This window comes from Sorangium sp. So ce590, from assembly GCF_051521365.1.
GTDB lineage: Bacteria > Myxococcota_A > Polyangia > Polyangiales > Polyangiaceae > Sorangium.
Genome location: NZ_CP150346.1, coordinates 78,078 through 100,142 on the forward strand (window position 1 = coordinate 78,078; position 22,065 = coordinate 100,142).

17 protein-coding genes are annotated in these 22,065 nt (G+C 72.0%); 5 read left to right on the forward strand and 12 right to left on the reverse strand.

Annotated elements, in window-relative coordinates:
* Window positions 1–27: 27 nt before the first annotated feature.
* Complete coding sequence (locus WMF28_RS00300) at window positions 28–846, reverse strand: hypothetical protein (protein ID WP_437599979.1); 819 nt, start codon at window positions 844–846, stop codon at window positions 28–30.
* Window positions 847–948: 102 nt separating this feature from the next.
* On the reverse strand, window positions 949–2,760 hold the full coding sequence (locus WMF28_RS00305) for a hypothetical protein (RefSeq protein WP_437599980.1): 1,812 nt from the start codon (window positions 2,758–2,760) through the stop codon (window positions 949–951).
* Window positions 2,761–2,839: 79 nt separating this feature from the next.
* Between WMF28_RS00305 and WMF28_RS00310 the strand changes: the two genes are divergently transcribed.
* The 3 genes from WMF28_RS00310 (at window position 2,840) to WMF28_RS00320 (ending at window position 6,150) form a co-directional block, all read left to right on the forward strand.
* Window positions 2,840–4,168 carry a hypothetical protein gene (locus tag WMF28_RS00310; RefSeq protein WP_437599981.1) on the forward strand — a complete coding sequence of 443 codons (1,329 nt, stop codon included), beginning with the start codon at window positions 2,840–2,842 and terminating at the stop codon, window positions 4,166–4,168.
* Between the two features lie 240 nt (window positions 4,169–4,408).
* On the forward strand, window positions 4,409–5,245 hold the full coding sequence (locus WMF28_RS00315; protein ID WP_437599982.1) for a DUF4215 domain-containing protein: 837 nt from the start codon (window positions 4,409–4,411) through the stop codon (window positions 5,243–5,245).
* Complete coding sequence (locus tag WMF28_RS00320) at window positions 5,149–6,150, forward strand: lamin tail domain-containing protein (RefSeq protein WP_437599983.1); 1,002 nt, start codon at window positions 5,149–5,151, stop codon at window positions 6,148–6,150. The genes WMF28_RS00315 and WMF28_RS00320 overlap by 97 nt, the downstream gene beginning before the upstream one ends.
* 34 nt (window positions 6,151–6,184) lie before the next feature.
* On the opposite strand, the gene WMF28_RS00325 is transcribed toward WMF28_RS00320, so the two are convergent.
* From WMF28_RS00325 to WMF28_RS00350, 6 genes are all read right to left on the reverse strand, one after another.
* Complete coding sequence (locus WMF28_RS00325; protein WP_437599984.1) at window positions 6,185–6,853, reverse strand: hypothetical protein; 669 nt, start codon at window positions 6,851–6,853, stop codon at window positions 6,185–6,187.
* Window positions 6,854–7,266: 413 nt separating this feature from the next.
* The gene (locus tag WMF28_RS00330) at window positions 7,267–8,931 is read right to left on the reverse strand and encodes an SBBP repeat-containing protein (protein ID WP_437599985.1); all 1,665 of its coding nucleotides are present in this window, start codon (window positions 8,929–8,931) and stop codon (window positions 7,267–7,269) included.
* The gene (locus WMF28_RS00335; protein WP_437599986.1) at window positions 8,931–9,917 is read right to left on the reverse strand and encodes a tetratricopeptide repeat protein; all 987 of its coding nucleotides are present in this window, start codon (window positions 9,915–9,917) and stop codon (window positions 8,931–8,933) included. The genes WMF28_RS00330 and WMF28_RS00335 overlap by 1 nt, the downstream gene beginning before the upstream one ends.
* Before the next feature lie 8 nt (window positions 9,918–9,925).
* Window positions 9,926–11,434 carry a protein kinase domain-containing protein gene (locus WMF28_RS00340; protein ID WP_437599988.1) on the reverse strand — a complete coding sequence of 503 codons (1,509 nt, stop codon included), beginning with the start codon at window positions 11,432–11,434 and terminating at the stop codon, window positions 9,926–9,928.
* A gap of 275 nt (window positions 11,435–11,709) precedes the next feature.
* Entirely contained in the window at window positions 11,710–13,065 is a 1,356-nt protein-coding gene (locus tag WMF28_RS00345; RefSeq protein ID WP_437599989.1) for a cyclic nucleotide-binding domain-containing protein, read from the reverse strand.
* Window positions 13,066–13,194: 129 nt separating this feature from the next.
* Entirely contained in the window at window positions 13,195–13,869 is a 675-nt protein-coding gene (locus WMF28_RS00350; protein WP_437599990.1) for a dienelactone hydrolase family protein, read from the reverse strand.
* 322 nt (window positions 13,870–14,191) lie between these two features.
* Between WMF28_RS00350 and WMF28_RS00355 the strand changes: the two genes are divergently transcribed.
* Complete coding sequence (locus WMF28_RS00355) at window positions 14,192–14,932, forward strand: hypothetical protein (protein ID WP_437599991.1); 741 nt, start codon at window positions 14,192–14,194, stop codon at window positions 14,930–14,932.
* A 30-nt stretch (window positions 14,933–14,962) separates the two neighbouring features.
* Here the strand turns inward: WMF28_RS00355 and WMF28_RS00360 are convergent, their stop codons facing one another.
* From WMF28_RS00360 to WMF28_RS00375, 4 genes are all read right to left on the reverse strand, one after another.
* A complete protein-coding gene (locus WMF28_RS00360; protein WP_437599992.1) occupies window positions 14,963–15,790 on the reverse strand; it encodes a hypothetical protein in 828 nt (275 codons plus the stop codon).
* 185 nt (window positions 15,791–15,975) lie between these two features.
* Complete coding sequence (locus WMF28_RS00365; protein ID WP_437599993.1) at window positions 15,976–17,160, reverse strand: PLP-dependent aminotransferase family protein; 1,185 nt, start codon at window positions 17,158–17,160, stop codon at window positions 15,976–15,978.
* Between the two features lie 377 nt (window positions 17,161–17,537).
* Window positions 17,538–18,356, reverse strand: coding sequence for a cellulose binding domain-containing protein (locus WMF28_RS00370; RefSeq protein WP_437599994.1), 819 nt, complete (start codon window positions 18,354–18,356; stop codon window positions 17,538–17,540).
* Between the two features lie 560 nt (window positions 18,357–18,916).
* Window positions 18,917–19,720 carry a nucleotidyltransferase domain-containing protein gene (locus WMF28_RS00375; protein ID WP_437599995.1) on the reverse strand — a complete coding sequence of 268 codons (804 nt, stop codon included), beginning with the start codon at window positions 19,718–19,720 and terminating at the stop codon, window positions 18,917–18,919.
* Window positions 19,721–20,388: 668 nt separating this feature from the next.
* Here WMF28_RS00375 and WMF28_RS00380 point away from each other — a divergent pair.
* Window positions 20,389–22,014: an FAD-dependent monooxygenase gene (locus WMF28_RS00380; protein ID WP_437599996.1), complete on the forward strand. Its 1,626-nt coding sequence runs from the start codon at window positions 20,389–20,391 to the stop codon at window positions 22,012–22,014.
* Window positions 22,015–22,065: the final 51 nt, after the last annotated feature.

A 22,065-nucleotide genomic window follows, 5' to 3' on the forward strand; every position in this document is an offset into this window, starting at 1 on the left:
GACTAACATGGTCCGGCCCGCCCGTGTTTACCGAACGGCGCGGTCGGCGCCCGCCGTCTCCTCGCCCTCTTCTTCCTCGTCGTCGCTGTCGTCCTCGTCGTCGCCGTCGTCCTCGTCCGCTTCCTCGTCGTCGTCAGCCTCGCTGTCGCCTTCGAAGAGCAGGGAGGGGGCGCCGCCGGCGCCGTGCTCCGCGAAGATCGTGTCGGCGGCGATCACGAGCTCCTGGAGGCGCTCCGCGTCGACGGGGCCGTACACAGCGAGCGCCATGGCGCGGTCCTGCACGAACAGCCACGCGTCGGGGAAGTCGCGCAGCGCATCGCGGACGCGCGCCGAGAGCCACCGGCCGATGGCCTTCGCTTCCGGCCCCTCGACAAGGAACTGCTCCATGAAGTCCGGGTCCTTCTTGAACTGGACGCCGGTGTTGGGGGCGCGGTTGCCGTCGATGATGGGCAGCGGGGAGACGGTGAGCCGGGGCGCCGCCTTGGCCAGCTTCGCGAGGACCACCTGGTACTCGCTGCCGTTCTTCGCGTCCGGCCCGGCGACCACGACGTAGGCGAGCTTCGGGACGAGCTCGTAGCGGGCGACGACCGCGCCGCCGCCCGTCTCCTCCAGCATGCGCTCGAGGCTGCTCGGTGACGAGCGCACCGGGCGAGGGCCGTCGATGTCGGCGATGGTCTTCCGGGCGTCGCGGTACGCCCCGGGGCGGCGAGCGGCCGCCTTCGGGGTCATCAGCGTACGCCAGCGCACGAGCTCGCCGTCGCGCCGCACCTCGTGCCGACCGCGCAAGCCGGTCAGGTACCAGACGACGAGCAACGCAAGGGGACCTACGTACCAGAGCCAGGGCATGGGGCGGCGATGCTAGCAAACCTCGCGGAGCGGCGGTGGGGTCACGCGCATCCGCGGTGGGGTTGCGCGCATCCAGGGCGGCATCGCGGGCGGCGGCGACGCTCAGGGCGCGGCGCCGGGGGCGGCGCCCGCGGGCACCGGCGCCGCGCCCGAGGGCGCCGGCGGCGCGTCGTCCCGCCGCTCGAAGATGCACCAGTAGCCGTTCTTGCTGTGACGGACCTTCCCGGCCACCTCGTAGATGCCCCGGAAGCGCCGGTCCTTGCGGAGCTTCTCCTGCGCCGGGAACGGGAGCTTGTCGCACGTGTCGGCGCCGCCGATGAACACGAAATAGCGCGGCGCCTTGTCGAAGACGCGCTGCACGTAGCCGGGGCCCGTCTTGCGCGTGTAGCCGCCCGGGAGCTTGGAGATCACCGGGTCGACGAGGCCGAGGAGATCGAGCACCGGATAGTCGGTCGCGTACCCGATGTACCCGATGTCGCCCACCGCGACCTCGCCGGGCTTGCCGTGCTGCTGGAACCACGCGGCCGTGCCGCCGGCGGCGCTGTCCCAGAACCGCTTGTCGTCGTCGAGGATCCGGAGCTGGGCGCGATCGAGCCGCTGCGCCCGGAAGGCGCCCAGCGCGACGAGGCCGCCGACGGCGAGCACCCCGGCGCCCGCGGCGAGGGCGATCGCGCCGCCGGCGCGCGACTCGGCGGCGCGGGCCGAGAGCGCGGTGAGCAGCGGCTCGAGCAGCGAGCGGGCGCCGAGGCCGGCGAGGAGGAAGCAGAACGGCTCGAACGGGCTCATGAAGCGGTAGAACGGCATCCAGTCCCCGCCGACGAGGAGCACGTAGCCGCCCACCGCGAGCGCGAGGGCCGCGACGCACAGCGCGTCGCGGTGGCGCGAGACGATCGCCACGCAGAGGCCGAAGAGCGCGAGCAGGAGCACCGGCGAGGTGTGCGCCGCGTACTCCGCGAGGTAGTGCCGCCCGCCGGCCAGCTGCTCCGCGAGGCTGCCGGTCTTGGCGCTCAGCGTGTTCGGCAGCCACGTGCCGTAATAGCTGTACCGCCAGAGCATGTGGCACGCGATCGGCGCGGCGAAGACGACCCCGCGGAGGAGGTTCTGCCGCCCGAAGAAGCGCAGGCCGAGGAACAGCATCGGGATGCCGAGGAACATCGGCGCTTCGGGGCGCGTGAGGCCGGCCAGCCCGAAGACGAGGCCCGAGTACGGGAAGCCCGTCCCCCGGTCGCGCTCGCGGAACATCATCTCTGTGCCCGCGAGGACGAGCAGGAGGAAGAGCGGCGTCTCCAGGCCGAAGACGGCATATCCGCTCAGCACGATCGAGGTCGCGAACAGCCACGTGGCGATGCACGGGATCGCGCCGTGCGGGCGCAGCCGGGCCGAGAGGAGATAGACCGCGCCGAGCGAGCCGCAGGCGGCGAGCCCGCCGAGCGCCTTGGCGACGACGTCGGGGTCGAGGCCGAGCTTGATGCCGACCGCGAGCAGCACGGTCCAGAGGAAGTTCGTGTACCCCTCGATGTGCTCGCCGGTGTTGTAGACGAGCCCGAGGCCCCGGGCGAAGTTGCGCGCGTAGCGATAGGAGATGTACGCGTCGTCGATCGTGAACGAGCGCACCCGCACCATGTTCGCGACGAGCAGGAGCGCCGGCAGCACGAGGCCGAGCGCGAGGTGCAGGCGGCCGGAGAGCGGCGCGCCGCGCAGCCAGTCGCGCAGGCTCCGGGCAGGGGGCGCGTCCTGCGCGTCGCCGCCCGCCTCATCCACCACGTCGCCCACGTCGCCGTCGGCCGCGCCGCCCGGAGGAGCGACCTCGCCGCCCGGAGGAGCGACCTCGCCGCCCGGAGGAGCGACCCCGCCGCCCGGAGGAGCGACCCCGCCGCGCCCGCGCCCTTCTTCGTCCAGTTCCAGGGAAGCCATGTGCGCGTCTCCCTAGCATGGTTGGTCCATGTCCGGGTCGTTTCTTGGTCGAGCCGGTCATCCCAGCTATCCTTGAAACATGCGTGCAGCCATTGTCGCTCTCGTCGCCTCCTCCGCGCTTTTCCTCGCGGCCCCCGCGCTCGGCGCGCGGGGCGTGCCGTGCGGCTTCTATGGAATCGATCCGGGGGCGCCCGTCGAGGAAGGGAAGGTGATCCTCGACGAGGAGCTCGCGGAGCAGCTCGCGCGGGCAGGCGCCGGCGCCGTGCGCGTCGAGTTCCGGCTCGACGACGCCGAGGCGTGGGACCCGGACAAGCTCGACGAGGTCGACGCCGTCATCGACGCTGTCATCGACGCCGGCCTCGAGCCGCTCGGGCTGCTCTCCCACCGCACGCTCGGGGAAGGACAGGATCACTGGAACGACGATCGGGACGGGGACGGCAACAACGCGTATGTGGAGGCGTTCGCCGCGAGGGCAGAGGCGTTCATGACGAGGTACGCCGGGCGCGTCGAGCGCTGGGAGATCTGGAGTCAGCCGAACTGCTTCGAAAACCCCGATTACGCGCTCGATCCCGAGAACGCCGGCTGCACCTACATCCTGCCCCGCGTGCTCGCGCAGATCCTCGCCCAGATCCGCATCCGCAACGAGGCGCTCTTCAACGTCGGCGAGCTCTCGCTGATCACGGGCGGCCTGCTCGCCTCGGACGACGACGCCGTGCCGTTCTCGGGGGTCGATTACCTGCGCGAGCTCTACGATCAGCCCGTGTGGGACGAGCTCGCGCTGCGCTACGGCGAGCGGACGCCGTGGTCGCACCTCGGCCATCAGCTGTTCGTCGATCAGTTCCGCGAGGTCGATCCGAGGGGGCTCGGCGACTATCTCGACGAGGTGCGCGAGATCGCCGAGCAGGAGGGGGACGAGAGCCCCTTCTTCGTGACCGGGATGGCGTGGTCGACGACGCTCGTCGGCGAGGAGCTCCAGGCGGCGAACCTGACCACCTCGCTCGATCTGCTCTCGAAGCGGCGCGACGTCGCCGGCGCGGTCTGGGCCAGCTTTCAGGACGAGCCGCTCGACGACCAGCGCTACGGTCTGACCGACGAGTTCGGCGTCGCCAAGCTCGCGCTCGCCGCGCTCCGCGGGGCGGCCGCGGGCTGCGAACCCGAGCGAGGCGAGGGGACCGGGAGCAACGGCGGCGGGAACGGCTCGAGCAGCGGCGGCACGGTGGGCGCACCGCTGCCCGGCAGCAGCGGCCAGGGAGGGCGACCCATCGACGGGACGCGGCGCGTGAGCTCCTGCAGTTATGCCGCGGGCGTCCCCCGCGCCCGCGGCGCGTTGCCGGATGTCGCCTGGCTCGCGTTGCTCTCGGCATCCGCGATCGCGATCGCGATCGCGCGCTCCCGTCGCGTCATCTGAAGGCAACACAGGCGAGCGCGGGCATCGCTACACTCGAGCCGTGCCTCACAGATCGATGCGCTTCGCGCGGCTGATGGCCGTGCTCGTCGGTGTCTTGTTCTGGAACGGCTGCGGGGGCGACGACGGCGGCGACAACCCCTCCGGGGTGTGCGGTGACGGCGAGGTCGACGCGGGCGAGGTTGCGACGACGGCAACACGGCGGAGGGCGACGGCTGTTCGCCGACCTGCCATCACGAGGAGGTGCGGCCCCGCTGCGGCGACGGCGCGCTCGACCCCGGCGAGGCGTGCGACGACAGCAACGCGGCGGACGGCGACGGCTGCTCGGCGGCGTGCGAGATCGAGGTGCCCCCGCGCTGCGGCGACGGCGCCCTGGATCCGGGCGAGCCGTGCGACGACGGGAACGTCGCGTCCGGCGACGGCTGCGAGGTCGACTGCACGAAGACGCCGGCCCAGGAGATCGTGGGCGAGGCGCTGGCGCCGTTCGCGCAGGGGACGTGCGAGGTGGTCGCCGGCGCGGGCGCCACGCTGATCCGGGGCACCGTGCTCACGCCGGGCGCGGAGAAGCCGGTCAAATTCGACACCTTCCCGCTCGACGACGCGAGCGGCCGCGAGCTCGTGAGCGGCTGCGGCTACCCGGGCGACATGGTGAGAGGCGAGGACATCGACGGAGGGGACGCCTATTGCCCGCACATCGCCGAGGGGATCGAGGCGTCGGCGCGCAACGAGTTCGTCTGCTTGCACGCGGAGCCCAACGACGTGCTGCTGCCGCAGAGCGCGTACATCCACGGGATCGGCCTGACCGCGCCCGACTACGCGGCCATGGCGGCGAAGGGGACGGCGCTCATCTGGTCTCCGCGCTCCAACATCACCCTCTACGGCGACACGGCCGTGGTGACCGCCGCGGCCCGCCTCGGGGTGCAGATCGCGCTCGGCACGGACTGGATCGCGACCGGCTCGATGAACCTGCTGCGCGAGCTCCGGTGCGCGTCCTCGACCCGGTCGAGGCGCCGGCGCTGGCCGCGCTCGACCCCCCGTCGGCCACGGTGGCGCCGGGCGGCACGGTGTCGTTCACCGTGACGCTCGACATCCCGTCGCCGTCGGAGGGCGCCGTCGTGGCCCTCGCGCTCGAGCCGCCGGGCGCTGGCACCCTCCCGGCGTCGGTCGCGATCCCGGGCGGGCAGCAGAGCGCCACGTTCGACTACGTGGACGGCGGTTCGGCAGCCGGCGCCACCGTGACGGCGACGCTCGGGGCGATCTCGCTCTCCGCGACCGTCGAGACGGTCACGGTGACGGGACGACTCGTGATCAACGAGGTGGATTACGATCAGGAGAATACCGATGGTGCCGAGTTCATCGAGATCTACAACGGCACGGGCGGGCCCGTGGACCTCGCCGGTCACGCGCTCGTGTTGATCAACGGCGCTTCGGAGCTTCCGTCCGCCGACCAGACGTTCGATCTGAGCCCTGCCGGGACGCTCGCGGCGGGCCAGTACCTCGTGGTCGGCAGCACGGCGGTGGTCGGCAGCGACACCCTGCCGGAGGGGGCGCTGACGATCCCGTTCTCGGGCGCCCAGATCAACCGGGTGCAGAACGGAGCGCCCGACGGCCCCGACGGGATTGCGCTGGTGAACACGACGACGGGGAGCTTGATCGACGCCCTCTCCTGCGAGGGGAGCATCACCGCTGTCACGATCGGGGAGGTCAGTGTGAGTCTCGTCGAGGGCGAGCCATTGCCACGCCTCCGTGGCGGACGTAAACAATGCTCCTGGCTCGCTCTGCCGCCTGCCCGAGGGGACGGACACGAATCAGGCCGCGGCCGACTGGGCGTTCTCCGCGACGATCACGCCCGGCGCGGCGAACGTGCCGTGAGCCGCGGCCGAGGCGCGCAGCGCGTCCCGGCGGCCCTCACGGGTCCGGCTCCGCCGCGCGGCGGAGCCGGTGTCCTGGTGCTGTCAACTGGATCTGGACAGGAGAAGCCCTGAGCTGCTGCTCACGGGAGAGGCCCTGAGCTGCTGCTCACAGGCAGCCGCAGAGCGGGTCGCCCTGCTTGCACACGCACTTGCCGCCCTTCTTCGCCGACATCCCCGCACGGGCGCCCCGCGCGGCCTTGGTCGGCGCCGCCCGGCCGCGCTTGACCGCGGCCGACTTGGGCGAGAGCTTCGACGTCTTCGCGTCGGCTTCGTCCTCGCCCTCTGCCGCGGCCCTTGCCTCCTCCTCGGCCTTGTAGGCGGTGAACGCCTTCTGCGCCTTCTCGGCGTCGCTCTTGGCGGTGTCGAGCGCGAGGGTCAGCTCGGAGATCTTCTTGTTGCGCTCCTCGATCTGGAGGTTGAGCTGCGCGATCCTGTCCTGCTCGGCGACGCGCGCGGCCACCGCCTCGGCCTGGGCCGCCTCGGCCTCCTTCACCTTGCCGGCGAAGGTGGTGACCGTGACCGCAGCCGCGCCGGCCACGAGCAGGCCCATCACGACCGCGAACCGACCACGCCGCTTCTGCCGCACGCCCTGGGCGAGCGCTTCGAGCTCGCGGTCCAGGTCGTCCGTGGTCGACATGGGCGGCACGCTGGCCGCCACCGGCGCGATGCTGGGAGGCGCCTGGAGCGCCGCGTGAGCGCCCACCCTTGGCCCCTGAACGTACGTATCGACGGGATAGGGGGGGGGCACCCCAGCCCTCTCTTGAGTGTGGTTCATCGCGCGAGACCTCCTCCTCCGTGAGCGGCTCCTCAGCAGGCAAATGTGGTGCCCGGTACGAAGACCTCGCCACGGTATCGCACGCACCGCCCAGGAGCGCGCAGAGAAGGCAAAACGAGGGATCTCGAGGCGCTCCAGGGGCGGGTCGCGCTCGATCCGGTGGATCAGTTGTTCTGGTACATGGAGCTCTCACCGGACCATCGCGTGTCCCCCCTGGTCCACCGGAGGTCCTGCCCTGCGCGGCGGAGCTCCCGCGCTGCTGGCAGGCACGGAGATCCGCCTCTGCTCGGTGCAGCACGAGCAGACCTTTCGTGAGTTTACCGCCTGCCAGGACGTGTCAATCGCCGTGCACCGGGCACCTTCGCGGGGAGCGCCGGCGTGGCGGCGGAGCGCGCCTCGACGTGGGGCGGACGTCAGGGCTGCAGCTTGGCGACGAACGCGTCGCTGCCCCCGGCGCTCGTCAGGGGGGCTCCGCCGAGATCGATGCTGCCGCTGAAATTGCCCGTCAGCGCGATGAACCCCAGCGGATCCACGTCGACGGCCGCGGCGCTCTGCGTCGTCGCGTCGCCGAACGACATGGCCCAGGCCGTCGTGCCGTCCGGTTTGAGCTTCGCCAGGAAAGCGTCGAAGCCGCCGCGGGACTCGAGCTGCGGGGGCTTGAGATCGATGGATCTCTCGAACTCTCCGGCCACGAGGACGTTGCCCGCCGGGTCGACCGTCACCCCGAGCGCCCGCTGATTCTCCGCATCCCCGAACTGACGGCTCCAGACATGCTTGCCCTCGGAGTCGAAGGCAGCGACCACCGCGTCGGACCCTCCGGCGTGCGGCGGGGGTGATCCGTCGAAGCTCATCTGTCCTTCGGTCATCCCCGCAACGAAGATGCTTCCCTGGGCGTCCACCGCGACCGACACGAACTCCTGGTCCATGTTGTCGCCGAAGGTCTTGGCCATGAGCGGCTCCCCGTTCTTGTCGAGCTTCGCCATGAAGGCGTCATAGCCGCGGGGGATGAGGTCCGTCTCCCCGAAGCGCATCGGGCCGGCGATGCTGCCGACCAGGACCACGCTGCCATCGGGCGTGAAGGCGGCGTCCAGTGCGACCTGAGGGCTCGTATTGCCGAAGTTCTTGCTCCAGATGTGTCCCCCCTGCGCGTCCATCTTCACAACGAAGATGTCCTCTCCGCCGAAGCTGACGAGGTTGGCCGCACCCAGCACCTCGGCCCGGTCGGTGAAGCTGCCGGCGACGACGATGTTGTCGTCCGCATCCACCGAGAGCCCGCGGACGGTGTCGGCCCCGGGACCGCTGATGCGCTTGATCCAGTCGAGATCGCCCGCCGCGTCGAGCTTCGCCACGAACACGTCCGTGCTGCCGGCGCTGGGGAGCGACGTCCCGTCGAAATAGAGGGTGTTCCCGTAGGTCCCGGCCAGGACCACGAGGTCGTTCTTGGCGTACGCCACGCGCGTGCAAACATCCGTGCCCGACCCGCCGAACGCCTTGTTCCAGATCGGGGTCCCGTCGGGGGCGAGCTTGACGACGAAGCCGTCGGTCGAGCCCTGGCTGGCGGCGAAATCCACGCTCCCGGAGAACCGCCCCGCGATCAGGATGTTCCCTGCCCTGTCGAAGGCGATGTCTTCACCGTGCTGCTCGCCGTCTCTTCCGATCTTGATGCTCCACTCGAGCGTTCCGGTGCACCTGGGCTCACCGTCGCAGCTCTCGTCGACATCATCAACATTGTCAGCGTCCACCGTGCAGCCCTCGGCCGTGGGGATCACCTGACCGACGCACGACCCGTCTCGCAGACAGCCGCCCTTGCACACGCCGACACCCTCGGTCATGGGGGGGCCTTGATAACAATACTCGCACGGCTCCATGCCGGTGGAAGAGGTCGTCGTCCCGCCGGCGCCGCCCTCCGCGCCGGTGCCGCCGCCGCCGCCGCCGGTGCCGCCGCCGCCCTGGCCGCCCGTCCCGCCTTGCCCGGCGCCGCCGACGTTCGCCGCGATCACGCCCTTGTCGAAGCACCCGCCCAGCGCGCCGGCCACGCCGAGCGCGCCGGAGAGGACCAAGAAGTCGCTGCGTCTCATCAAAACACCCCCGCGATCCCCGCGCCCCACGGCGATATCCACGGACGCGCCGTCGCGCCCCCGGGCCTCGACGCAGACGGCATGGTGAGGAGCAGCGCGACGCCGCTCGCAGCGAGCGCCCCGCCCGCGATGAACGCCGGCGCAGGGATGAGGCGCAGGGTGTTGTACGAGCTCAGCGTGTCGCGCGTCTCCGGCGTGTCCGGGCACACGACCTTCTCGGTACACCCGAGATCGATCAGGTCGCTGTGCAGCGCGCTGGTGACGCCGAACGTGATGCCGCCGAGGACGAGCGCCGCCGCGCCCGTGCCCACCGCGGACCAGCCGAGCACGCGCTGCGCGGTCGGCTGCGCGGGGGCGGCCGGGGAGGGGACGAAGACGGGCCGGCGGACGTCGGGGAACGCGAGCGCGACCGCCGTCTCCTGGCGCTCCTGCAGCGTGATCTCCTGCCGGACGACGCGGCCCCCCCACGCGCCCTCGACAAGGTGCTTGCCAGGATCGACAGGCCGGCTGACCCCCACGAGCGCCGGTGGCATGGGCTTGCCATCGATGGAGATCTGCACCTCGCGCTCCGGGGCGCCGCGCACCCCGACTGCGAGCTTGGGGATCCGTGGTTTGAGATCGCTATACGCCTCCTCGGCGTCGGCGACCGCCGCCCTGAAGACGTCGCTGGCCGAGGCGTCGAGCGGCGTGCGGCTCACGTGAAGGTAGCGCTCGGAGGCCTCGATGAGGCGCCCGAGGTGCTCGAGGCACCGCGCCGCGTACAGGCCGATCGTGGGCGCCTGGATCAGCTCTTCCGCGCGCCAGAGCTTGTCGAGCGCCGCCGCATACTCGCCCTTGTCGTAGAGATCGAGGCCCTCCTCCGCGAGCGCCCGGGCAGCGTTCACGGTGGCGGGGTCGACGTCGGCCGCTCGCGCGGGGGTCGCGAGCGCGATTGCAAATGCGAGCGCGACGGTGGTGGTGCCCAGAGCCCTCAATCGCGGGTGCATTCGTCTCCTCAGAAGCCGAGGCGGTCGGCCTTGGGCCGCGTCGCGCTGGAGGCCGAGGGCGCGGCCGCGGATGAGGAGGTCCTGGTCCGCTGCGCGGAGGAGGCGGCCTTGGCCGGTCGAGCGGGCGCCGCGGTCCAGGAGGCGGTCGCGGCGGGCACCCTGGAAGCCTGCGCCGCGCCGGCGTCGCCCGCAGGCACCGAGGTCGCCGCGGCGGCCGCGTCCCGGGAAGGCGCGATCTCGGGCGCCCCCGTGGCCGGAGCCGTCTCCGCCGGCGGATCGTTCGCCGGAGGAGCGGCCGGCGGCGCCTCGATCGCCGCCGGCGGCGACGCCGCGCCGGACGTCGTCACGTGCGCGTTCGGGTCGCTCCCCAGGGCGCGCCAGCCCACGAAGAGCACCACGCCGACGGCCGAAGCCGCGAGGCCGAGCACGAGGGCGGCGACCGGCGCGGCGCGGCGAGGCTTGCCGTCGACCTCCGCCCCCTCGTCGACGATGGGCGGCAAGGCCGCGCCCCCGCCGGGCGAGACGGAGACCGGCGGGGCGGACATCGGCGGCGCGGACATCGGCGGCGCGGACGCCGGCGGGATGGAGATCGGCGCGGCGGTCGCGGGGGCGGGAGTGGAGCTCAGCGATGCCCTCTCGGGCTCCGGCGCCTCGCCCTCCGGCAGGAGCGCCTCGCGCAGCGCCTCGACCATCGCCGTCGCCGAGGGGAACCGCGCGCTCGGATCGCGGCTGCACGCCTGGAGGAACCAGTCGTCGAACGCCGGCGGCACGGGCACGGACGCCACCCGCGAGGGGACGGGCAGCGGCTCACTGCATATCTCGAGGATCATCGCGCCGGGCGCCTCGGCCTTGATCGCCGCGCGGCCGCACACGCACTCGAAGGCGATGACCCCGAGGGCCCACAGGTCCGACCGGAAATCGACGGTCACCCCCTGCGCCTGCTCAGGGCTCATGTACGGCAGCGTCCCGATCAGCACGCCGGCCTGGGTCCCCATGCCCTCGCTGCCGTACAAGCGCGTCTTCGCGACGCCGAAGTCGAGGACCTTGGCCACCTCGCGGTCGTCGTCGCGGGCGAGGAAGATGTTGTCGGGCTTGAGGTCGCGGTGGACGATGCCGGCGTCGTGGGCCTTGCGGACGGCGCGCGCGACGTCGGCGAAGATGCGCGCCGTCTCGGCCGGAGCGAGCGCGCCGACGCGCCCGAGCCGGTGCGCGAGATCCTCGCCCTCGAGCAGCTCCATCGCGATGAAAGGGACGTCGTTGTCGACGCCGTGATCGAGGATCTGCACGACGTTCGGGCTGCGGAGCGCCGCCGCCGCCTGCGCCTCCTGGTGGAAGCGCGCGCGGACCGTCTCGTCCTTCGCGTACAGCGGGCCGAGCATCTTGATCGCGACCGGTGAGCCCAGCGTGAGATCGGCCGCGCGCCAGACGGTGCCCATGCTGCCCGAGCTGAGCGGGCGGATCAGCCGATACCGGCCGACCAGCACCTGTCCCTCCAGCCCGAACGCGTTCGTCGTCATTGTCGCAGGACCTGTCGTGCGCGCGTGGCCTACCCTACGCTGGTGATTGTTCAGTGCTGGTCAACAAGAACAACGGATAGACCTAAAGTCTACGGGGCATGGCGCGCTGCGTCAACCGGCGCACGCGCCTCGCGCTCGCAGGACGCAGCTAGAGCACCGAACAGGTTGAATCCCCTTGCAAGAGAGAGTTTGAACCACAGAGGCAGAGAGGGAACAACAACAAAAACTCTGCGCAACCGTGGCGTATTTCTCCGTCTCTCGAGCGGTCCGGTGATCTAGATGAGCACAAAATCTTCGGCCACGGAGACCTCCTCCGCCATGATGCTCGTTGTCTCGTCGTCGCGCTGGACGGCGAGCTTGTAGAGTTGTGCCAGCACGGCCGGGTGATCCTCGACCAGCCCCATGAACTCGGTGGCCGGCAGGTACAGCGTCACGGTGGGGTGGACGGCGATCACGTCGGCGTTCGCCGCGCGGCGGAGGACCATCGCGATCTCGCCGGCGACGTCGCCCGGGCCGAGCGTCGAGAGCACGAGCGGCTCGCCTCGGGCGTCGTCCGCGGCGTCGCGCCGGACCACGGCGACCTCGCCGGAGGCGATGAGGAACAGGCCGGGGGGCCGCTCGTCCTGCACGAGCAGCCGCTCGTTCTTCTCGAACGTGCGCGTGCGGAAGCGCTTCACGAGCACGGGCCTGTCGGTCTCGGGGACGACGCGGAGCACGTCGCTCATCCGGACGAGGTTCTCGACCATGCGGTCCCTGCAGTAGGCGGCCAGCTCCAGGCCCACCTCGGGCTCGCGCTGCGCGATCTCGTCGATCGCGTCGCGCTTCACCTCGAGGACGATGGACGGCCGCGTGGCGACGACGCTCCCGGTGCGCGGCGCCCGCGAGAGCAGCGCCATCTCGCCGAACATGGCGCCGTTCGTGAGCCGCGCGAGGAGGGTCTCCTCGTCCCCGCGCCGGCGCCGGGCCACGAGCTCGCCGCGCGCGACGAAGTACGCCTCGCTGCGCGCCGCGCCCTGCTCGATCACGGTCGTGCCCGCCGGGACCCAGATGGGCGTGAACGCGGCGCACAGGGCCCGGAGCGCGTCGCGCCCGATGGACGAGAATACCGGCTGGGGCGCGATCCCGGGGTGGTCGGTCTGGGCGACCAGCCTGCGCGTCGCGTTGTGGATGATCTCGGTCGCCTTGTTGAGCAGGAGCGCGCCCTGGAGCACGGCGGCGAGCGGCTGGAACGCCTCGGCGGTCGGCAGGGGCGGCGGCGGGGGCGCGCCCTCGCCGAGCCGCGGCGAGTCCCTGCAGAACGAGTCGGCGATCAGGTCGAGCCCGGGGCCGGGATCGCCGCCGAAGCGCTCGCTCTCGCGCGCGGCCGCCACGGCGAGCGGCAGGTTCTCCAGGTCGATCGCGCGGATGACCGCGGTGGAGCACGCCTCGCGCGCGGTCTCGTGCCGGTTCAGCTCGCCGAGGAGGCGGCCGCAGAGGCAGAGCGCGGACGGCATGGTCGGGTCGTGCCGGACCAGCGCCGCGGCCCAACGGAGCGCGGCGTCGCGCTCTCCCGCGAGCGCGAGCGCGAGCGCTCGGTCGATCGGCGACTCCGCCTGGTGGGTCGAGCCCGGGAGTACCGGGGGGAGGGCCATGTAAGCGTGTATATCAGGGTTCCTTGAGCGACGGCAAAGAAGGCCGATCCGGTCGCAATGCGGCGGCTCGGCCGTCGCGGCGGCGCGCGGCCGGCGCTGCGCCTCGCGGGGAGGGGCCGGGCGCTGCGCTCAGCCGAGGTGCTGCTTCAGGAACTCGATGCTCCGCTCCCACGCGAGCTTGGCCGCATCGGGGTTGTAGACCTCGGGGCGCGTGTCGTTCGCGAACGCGTGGTCGGCGTCGTAGACGTGGAGCTCCATCGACTGGCCGCGGGCGGCGAGCTCCTTCCGGATCGCCTCGGCGGCGGCCGGCGTCGCCCACGCATCGCGCGAGGCGAAGTGGGCGAGGATCGGCGCCTTGATGCGCGAATAGTCGGGCGCGGGGCTCGGGACGCCGTAGAAGGGCACGACGGCCGCGAGCTCCGGGACCGTCGCCGCGGCGGCGAAGCTGAGCGCGCCGCCCAGGCAGAACCCGATGACGCCGACCTTGCCGTTCGATCGCTCGTGCGCCGACAGGAAGCGGACGGCGCCGGCGATCTCCTCGAGGGCGCGCGGCTTGTCGAGCTCGGTCATGAGCCGGTTGGCCTCGGCCGCGTCCTGGGTGGTCTTGCCGCGGTAGAGGTCGGGGGCGAGGGCGATGAACCCGGCGGCGGCGAGCCGGTCGAGCAGCGAGCGGATGTGGTCGTTCAGGCCCCACCACTCCTGGATCAGGACGACCGCAGGCGCCTTGCCGCCCTGCTTCGGCCAGACGATCGCGCCGGTCGCCGGGGACCCATCCTTCACGGGGAATGAAACCTTCTCGGACATGCGACTCTTCCCTTCAAGGCGGGGCGGCGGCGCCGGCCCCAGTGGACGAACGGGGCTCGGCGTGCGCCGGCCTCTGTGGACGAACGGGGCTCGGCGTGCGCCGGCCTCTGTGGACGAACGGGGCTCGGCGTGCGCCGGCCTCTGTGGACGAACGGGGCTCGGCGTGCGCCGGCCCCTCTGCCGGGCGCAGGATAACCGCGCATCGCGTGATGCGCATCGCGCATCGCAAGATGCCGGGCGCGCGCTCCACGCCGGCGCGCGGGCGATGTAAAATGACGGCGTGGATCCGCTGGCGGGACGATGGAGGCGAGCCGTCTCTTCCTTGAAGGAGCTCCGGCTTCGGGTCGCGTTCGTGCGGAGCGAGATGCTGCGCGCCGAGCCCGCCTCCGTCGCCCGCGCGCTCGACGACCTCTGCCGCGACGCCGAGCAGGCCGACCCCGGCGCGCGCGACGTGCTCGGCGCCGTCGTGCCGGTCCTCGCGGATCCGGCGCTCTCCGAGCGCGTCGCGCAGCTCCGGGAGCTCGCCGCCCCCCTCTCCCTCCTGTCGCTCTCGCGGCTCCTGCGCCGCAAGGCGCGGCGGCACGAGGCGCAGCCGGCCTCGCCGGCGCCCGACGAGCGCCGCCTCGCCACGTCGAGCGCGGGCCGCGCGCTCTCGCTCGGCGAGCGGCGCGCGCTCGCGCGGCGGCCGACGCGCGCAGCCTTCGACGCCCTGCTGCGGGACCCGCACCCGCTCGTCATCCGCAACCTGCTCGCGAACCCGCGTCTGACCGAGGACGACGTGGTCCGCCTCGCGGCGCGGCGCCCGGCGAGCCCGGAGGTCATGACGGAGCTCGCGCGGCACCCCGAGTGGCCCCAGCGCGCGCGGGTGCGCATGGCGATCGTGCAGAACCCGGGCGCGCCGCCGGAGCTCGCCGTGCCCATGGTGCGCCTCCTCCTGCGGCCCGAGCTCCTGCAGCTCGCGGCGGCGGCGGACGTGCCCGCCGTCGTGCGCGCCGCGGCGCGGGAGCTGCTCGAGCGCCGTCCGCCCGTCCCGCACAAGCCGGGCGGCGCGCTGGAGCAGTGAGCGGCCCGCGCGGCCCGGGGACGGCACCCGTCACCGCCCGGGCACGCAGCGGCGCCGCGCTCGCCGCGCCGCGGCCGCGGCGAGCGCCGCCGCAGCGAGGCCAGGCAGCGCGCCGCGCGCAGGGCCGGCGGCGTGCGCGCAGGCCGCCGCCGAGGCGCCGTCCCCGGGCCGCGCGGGCGCCGGGCGGCGCGCGCGCGTGCAGGGCGCGCTGAGGTCGGGCGCCGTCCAGGGCTGGTGGAACGCCATCGCGCGTTCCACCGGGTCGTCCACGTTGCTGAGCTCCTCGCTCGGCTCCTCGCCGATCGCGATCCAGAGCCGTACGCGGCGCGCCTCCGGGCTCCACGCGACGAGGTGATAGCTCCCGGTCTCGGGCACCTCGATCCGCTGCTCGAGCAGGAGCCAGGAGCGGGCGCCGGTGACGGGCTCGCGGACCACCTCCGCGTCGTGCACGCTCCGGGTCGCGAAGATCCGCGCGCCGAGCCCCGCGGGCGCCGCGAAGGGCAGCGCCGCGGGCCGCGGCAGGCCGGGGCCGAGCAGCGCGAGGGAGGGGCGCTCGCGGCGGAGCGCGTCCATCTCCGGCATGCCGAGCTGCACGCGGAGCGTCTCTCCCTGCGCGGCGCCGAGCTTCAGCCACACCGGGCGGCTCGGACACCCGAGCTCGGAATACACGACGCGAGCAAGGTGGAGTTCGGAGAACTCGAGGGCTTCCTCGGCGCTCGAGTGGTCTCCGTAATCGAAGAACGTCTGGCGTGCGCGCGCGGGGGACGCCGACGCGAGGAGGGCCGCCAGCGTGATCGCCACGAGGGCGAGGCGCTCGAGGCGCCCGCGGAGCGTCGCGCGGCGGGTCCGGGGGATCATGTCTCTCGACAGGATCCCTGGGGCCGAAGATCGATCTGTCGACGCCGAACGCGCCGCGCCGCGAGGGGGAAATTGTCAGTTATCGCCAGTTACCGGTGGTTACCGTCAATCGCGGGGAAGGCGCCGGGAAGAGGAGAACGAGCACGATGGGTGGCGCCGGCCGCGCTCGCGGGAGCCGGCGGGGGCTACGCGACCTCGGCCCAGCACCGCGCGAGGCGGCGGACCCCCTCGTCGAGGTCCTCGTCGCGCGAGACCGACGAGAAGCACAGCCGGAGGGCGAACGGGGTCACGGCGCCGTTCGCGCGGAACAGCGACCCTGGGTCGAAGGCGACGCCGTGCTCGATGGCGGCGGCCAGGAAGAACGCCTCGTTCGGCTCGGCGTCGGGCTCGACCCAGAGAGCGAAGCCGCCGGCCGGCGACTCGAACCTCCAGCCGGGCAGGTACCGGCGGAGCGCTTGTTCCATGCGGGCGGCGCGGCGGGCGTAGAACTCGCGCAGGCGCGCGAGCCGCTGATCGAAGTCCTCGTTGCGGAGGTAGTCTTCCAGGATGGCCTGCGGCAGGCTGGCCGCCTGCAGGTCGTCGGCTTGCTTCAGCTTGAGGACATCGGCCCGGAGCGCGCGCGGGGGCACGAGCCAGCCGACGCGGAGCCCGGGGCACAGCGTCTTCGAGAACGTCCCGACGTGGAACACGCGATCGGGCGCCTCGGCCAGGAGCGGCCGCGGGGCGGCGCCGTCGAAGCAGAGATCCGCGTAGGCGTCGTCCTCGATGATCGGCCGGAGGGTCGAGAGGACCTTTGCCCGCTCGTGTGGCGACAGCCTGCGTCCACGGGGGTTGGAGACAGCGGGCATGAGGTAATAGGCATCGACGTGGCTACCGTCGTCGACGAGCGTCGCGCGGCGCGCCTGGAACAGATCGAGCGCGCCGGGGTAGCTCTCGGGGTCGACGCCGATCCTGGCGCCCGGCGCGCGGACCATCTGCGCGGCGAGGGACACGGCCTGCTGCGCGCCGCTGGTCACGATGATGTCGTCGCGAGCGACGCTGGCGCCGCGCCGTCGCAGCTGCCCGGCGATCCAGGAGCGGAGGTCCCCGTCGCCCTCGGGCCAGCCGTACTGGAGCGCCGGACAGCTGGGGATCTGGAGCGCGCGGACGAACGACGCCGCGAGCTTGGACCGCGGGAACTCCCCCGGCGCCGGCAGCCCGCCCGCGAAGCTGATGAGGCCCGGTGTGTCCGCGGCCCGCCGCGTCAGGGCGTCGAACCGGCCGAGGCCGAGCCGCGTCCCGCTCCGCGGCGGATCGCGCGAGATCGGGGCCTGCGACGGCCGGGTGTGGGATGACGGAGGCGGATGGGTTGCGCGCGCGGTGACGTCCATAGATTTCAGGATCCGGACGCGTCCCATTCAAGGATGGTGCCGCCTGCGCTGTCCGTCTCCAGACGGAGTGGAGACTCTCGGGCCCCGCGGCAGGACGTATTTCCCTGGAAAATTGGTTACATCGCGGCAACGCCGGATGGGCGAAGGCGCGCTGGTGGGTGTGGCGTGCTCGCGCGGCGTGTCAGGCTGCCACAGCGCGCCGACGGGCCTGCGGGGGTGCCCTCCGGGCGGACATGGCCTGGAAATACGGCCGTCTTCGTCTGGTCGATGAGATGTCCTGCCAGGAGATCTGTATCCGCAGCGCACGCTGCTCCGAGCGTGGCGGGCGCTCGCGAGGTGTTTCGCCCGGGCCGGCCGTCGGGGAGGTGTGCTCTGGGCTAGGGCTCGATGCCCCAGGCGAGCATGCGCTCGTGGTACACGGTGATCTGCATCGACGGGATCCAAGCGGTCGTCGCTTCAAACGAGTAGTCGTCGGTCTGCGTCATGCGGTCGTACACGTCGCGGTTGTGGATGCGGACCTGTACCGGTCCGGTCGTGGCGCCCGGGGAGATGCTGCCTGCGGCGGCGAGGAAGCCGAGCTCCAAGTAGTGATCCGCGTCCGTGCCCGACGCCTTGTCGAACGTGCTGGTGACGACGTTGGCGCATATGCTGGTGGTCAACGCGAAGTCGCAGTCGCTCTTGAGATCCACCTCCGTGACGTCGGCCGTGAACCAGTAGCGAATCGTCAGATCGCTGAGCGCGATGCTCTCATCTCCGGTGTTCTTGACCCGGACCTGGAACGACAGCTCCGAGGACTCGGCGGCCGTCGCTCTGGCGGCGTACTGCAGCTCGAGCGCCGGCGTGGTGATGCCGCCGGTGGTGGAGCTCGCGGTGGTAGAGCTCGTGGCGCTGCCGCCGCCGACCCCCGTCGAGCTGCTCGCCGTGGAGCTGACCGAGCTGCTCGCCGTGGAGCTGACCGAGCTGCTCGCCGTGGAGCTGACCGAGCTGCTCGCCGTGGAGCTGACCGAGCTGCTTGTCGTGGAGCTGACCGAGCTGCTCATCGTGGTGCTCGTCACGTCGGCTCCGCCATCCCCGCCGGCGCCGCCGATGCCGCCAGCGCCGCCCAGACCGCCGGCGCCGCCTTCCCCGCCGACGCCCGTCGTGCTGCTCGTCGCGGAGCTGGTCGTGCTGCTCGTGGTCGAGCCTGTAGACCCCACGCTGCTCGAGCTGGACGAGGACGCCCCGCTCGAGCTCGATGTGGCGCTGCTCCCGCCCCCTCCGCCATCGCCGCCCAGACTGGAGCCTTCGGCACACGCCACGAGCATCAGAAGGGAGGCGGCAGAGAGAGCCCTCGTTCCCTTCAGCCAGGAGCGCGACTCTACAGCTCGATTGCAGCCACTGCCCTGCAGGAGCTGCGTTCCTGAGCTCGTCGACATCCTCATCCGAGGACCCAGGAACCACGCTGCCTCGGACGTCTTCGGGCCGAGCAGCGACGCACACCTTGCCATCGGTCGCATCTTGATGACTCCTGTGAGCGCCCGACCAGGTCCGAAGGTCGAACGGAAGGAAGTTGAGACCAGAAGCTTATACAGATCTCCTCGGCGCCAGCAAGGGGTTTGGGGGCAAGCAAGAGATCTGTCGTGGTAACTTTCTGCTGATGTCGTAGTCGTGTGTGGAGTTTTCCTGCGCACAGGTAGGGCACGAACACTGGCCGACTCCGGGTGTTCTCGCCGTTCTCGCCGCGCTCACCACCTGTGTCCCGGCCCGCGGGATCGCCTCAGGCGTCCTCGAGCGGAGGCGGCGTGTGGAGCCAGTTGAGCTCGGAGTCCTCCATGAACCGTGTCTGCCACTGTGCGGGCTTCTCCCAGTCACGAAACGAGAGCACCGCGCCGCAGAACGCTTCGCCCGTCTTCTTGCCAGGCGCACGGATCAGCTCGTCGGCGAGGTGCAGGAGATCCGCCGGCCTCTCGGGCGCGTCCGCCACGAAGGCCCTCACCCACTTGTGGTACGGATACAGGATGCGGTTGTGCGCCAGGATCAGCCGGTAGCCGAAGAGCACCGCGCGCGCCGAAGCCCAGGTCAGGAGATACCGGTTGTCGTGCTGCTCCGCCGACTCGAGATAATAGCGCATCGCCTCCAGCTGGGCGATGAACCCCAGCATCTTGTGCGCGCGCTCGTGCTCGGGATAGGCCGAGATCGCGCGCACCAGGCCGTCGATGTCCGGGCGCCGCGACCAGGCGACCGTCGCGCCCAGGAACGCCGAGCGCGCCGGCTCACTGCCGCGCTCGCGGGTCTTCTCGAGGAGATCATGGCTGATGATCTTGCCGTCGACGTAGCCGCCTGGATAGTCAACGAGGCCCGGGTCCCAGGCGACGTAGACCAGCTCGCCGGCCGCATACCGCCGCCTGTGCTCCTCGTCGGTGACCACCCAGAAGAAGTCGACGTCCGACGTCTCCTTCCCCAGCCCCTTCGCCTGGGAGCCTCCGATGATGATCGCTACGGAGCAGGGGTCCGCGCTCAGCCGCTCGACGAGGCGCGATACGGTCCGGAGATGGTGCGCGTGATAGTTGGGTTCTCGCATCGAGGTCATCCACTCTTTCTTGAACTGACGAGTCTGCTGCCCGGCGGTCCGTCGCACGGTAGCGCAGCTCCTGGGAAATTTCCCGCTCGGCGCGCCGCCGAGACCCGGACCGGTCTCCCCGAACGCGCCCCTCCCCCCGCGGCAGGCGGCCATGGACGGCACGCTCCAGCGAGGGTAGAGGTCCGCTCTGCCGCAGTTCACGTACAGGGGAAGACCGTCGACGTAGCCGGTGGACGTGGCCCCCCTGCGCCGTTGATGCCGTGCACTTATCCGCCGGCCCAGGAGCGAAGCCGCAGCCCAGGTTCGGCCGCGAGAGGTGAAAGGATGGGGCGCGGGCGCGGCCACATTCGGCGGACTGACGATCCTGTATTTCACCATTGGTGATAATCCCGGGCGCGAAAATGCAACGCATTGAAATGCTACGAATCTGACGTATCCATGGCCTCCGCGAGAGGCCGGTCCCGACAGGCAGGTTGGACCGGCAGGAGGACTTTGTCGTGAGCGCCGCATCCCGGACTGCCAGATCCTCGCGAGCAACGCGAACCAGGACGCCTCGGGATCCTGGCGATCTCGCGCCTGCGGCGCGCCCGCGATCCCGCCCCCTCTTGCCAACCCGGTCGCTCCTGTTATAGTGAGTGAGTACTCACTCACCACGCTGGAGGCGGGTCATGGCGAGAGCACTCGATGCGCTGGTCGTCGGGGGAGGGCCGACCGGGTTGACGATGGCCGGGGAGCTCGCCCGGCGAGGGCTCGCGGTGCGGATCGTGGACAGGGCGCTGGAGCCGCCCGCGGATCACTCGCGGGCGCTCGCCGTGCAGGCGCGGACGATGGAGATCTTCCGCAGGATGGGGATCGTCGATGCTGCCCTGGAGCGCGCCGTGCGCGTGGGAGGGTTCAACGTCCTCCTCGCGAACGGACAGCGCGCCCGGCTGCCGATCTTCGATTTCCCGGAGCTGTCCACGCCGATCCCGGGCATCTTCGTCATCCAGCAGCTCGACACCGAGCGCGTCCTGGCCTCCCGGCTCCCCGGGCTGGGCGTGGCGCTCGAGCGCGGCGTCGAGCTCGCCGCCTACGCGCAGGACAGCGACGGTGTCACGTGCACGCTCCGCCGGGCCGACGGGAGCCTCGAGGAGGTGCGCGCCGGGTGGCTCCTCGGCTGCGACGGCGCGCGCAGCGCTGTCCGCAAGGGCGCCGACATCGCCTTCGAGGGGGACACCTACGACGATCACTGCATGCTCGGCGACCTCGTCCTCGACTGGCCGCTGCCGGACGGCGAGATCTATCTCAGCCCCTCGCGCCGGGGCGTCCTCGCAGCCTTTCCAGTGCTCGGCAGCCACCGCTTCCGGGTCATCCTCATCCGGCCCGAAGCGCCGCCGGAGCACGGCGCGCCGGTCTCGCGCGAGGAGTTCGAGGCCGCGATGCGCGAGATGATCCCGGTCCCGTTCGAGGTCCAGAGAGCGATCGTCCTCTCGCGCTACCGGCTGCACCACCGCGTGGCCACGCGGCTGCGCAAAGGACGGGTGTTCCTCGCCGGAGACGCGGCGCATATCCACAGCCCGGCCGGCGGGCAGGGCATGAACACAGGAATCCAGGACGCCTACAACCTGGCGTGGAAGCTCGCGGCCGTCGAGCAGGGCCGGATGCCGGCGTGGCTGCTGGACACCTACGAGATGGAGCGGCTTCCCGTGGCACGCCGGCTCGTCGACTTCACCGACCGCCTGTTCGGTCTCCTGGCCGGGCACGGTCCGGTGGGCCGGACGCTGCGCGCGGTCGCGCCGCGCCTCATGGCCCGCGCTTTCGGCATCTCCGTCGTGCAGCGCAGGATCCTGGGATTCCTGTCGCAGCTCCAGATCCGCTACCGGAAGAGCCCGCTGTCGGTGCAGATCGGAAGCCCGCCGGAGCACGGGCCCCGCGCCGGGGATCGCGCGCCGGACGCCGTGGTTCGCGGCGCGGCGGGCGAGCAGGTCCACCTCATCGACCTGATGCGCGGCGCCGGATCCACGCTGCTGCTCTTCACCGGCCCGCAGGCGGACGGCGGAGCCCGCGAGCACGCCCGGAAGCTCGCCGCGCAGCTCGGCGGGCCCGACCTCGAGGTCCTGGTCATCGGCGCGCCCGAGGCCGGAGGGTACGCCGATCCGGACGGCCACGCCCACGCGGCGTACGGCGTCTCGTCCTCGGCCGCCGTCCTCGTCCGGCCGGACGGCTATCTCGGCGTGCGCAGCGATCCGCTCGACGAGGACGAGCTCCGGCGCGCCCTCGACCGGCTCTTCACGCGCAGGGCCGGATCCGCCTAGCGCCCTTGCCGATCGCGGCGCGGCGGCGGCCGAGATCCGTCGGGATCGCTG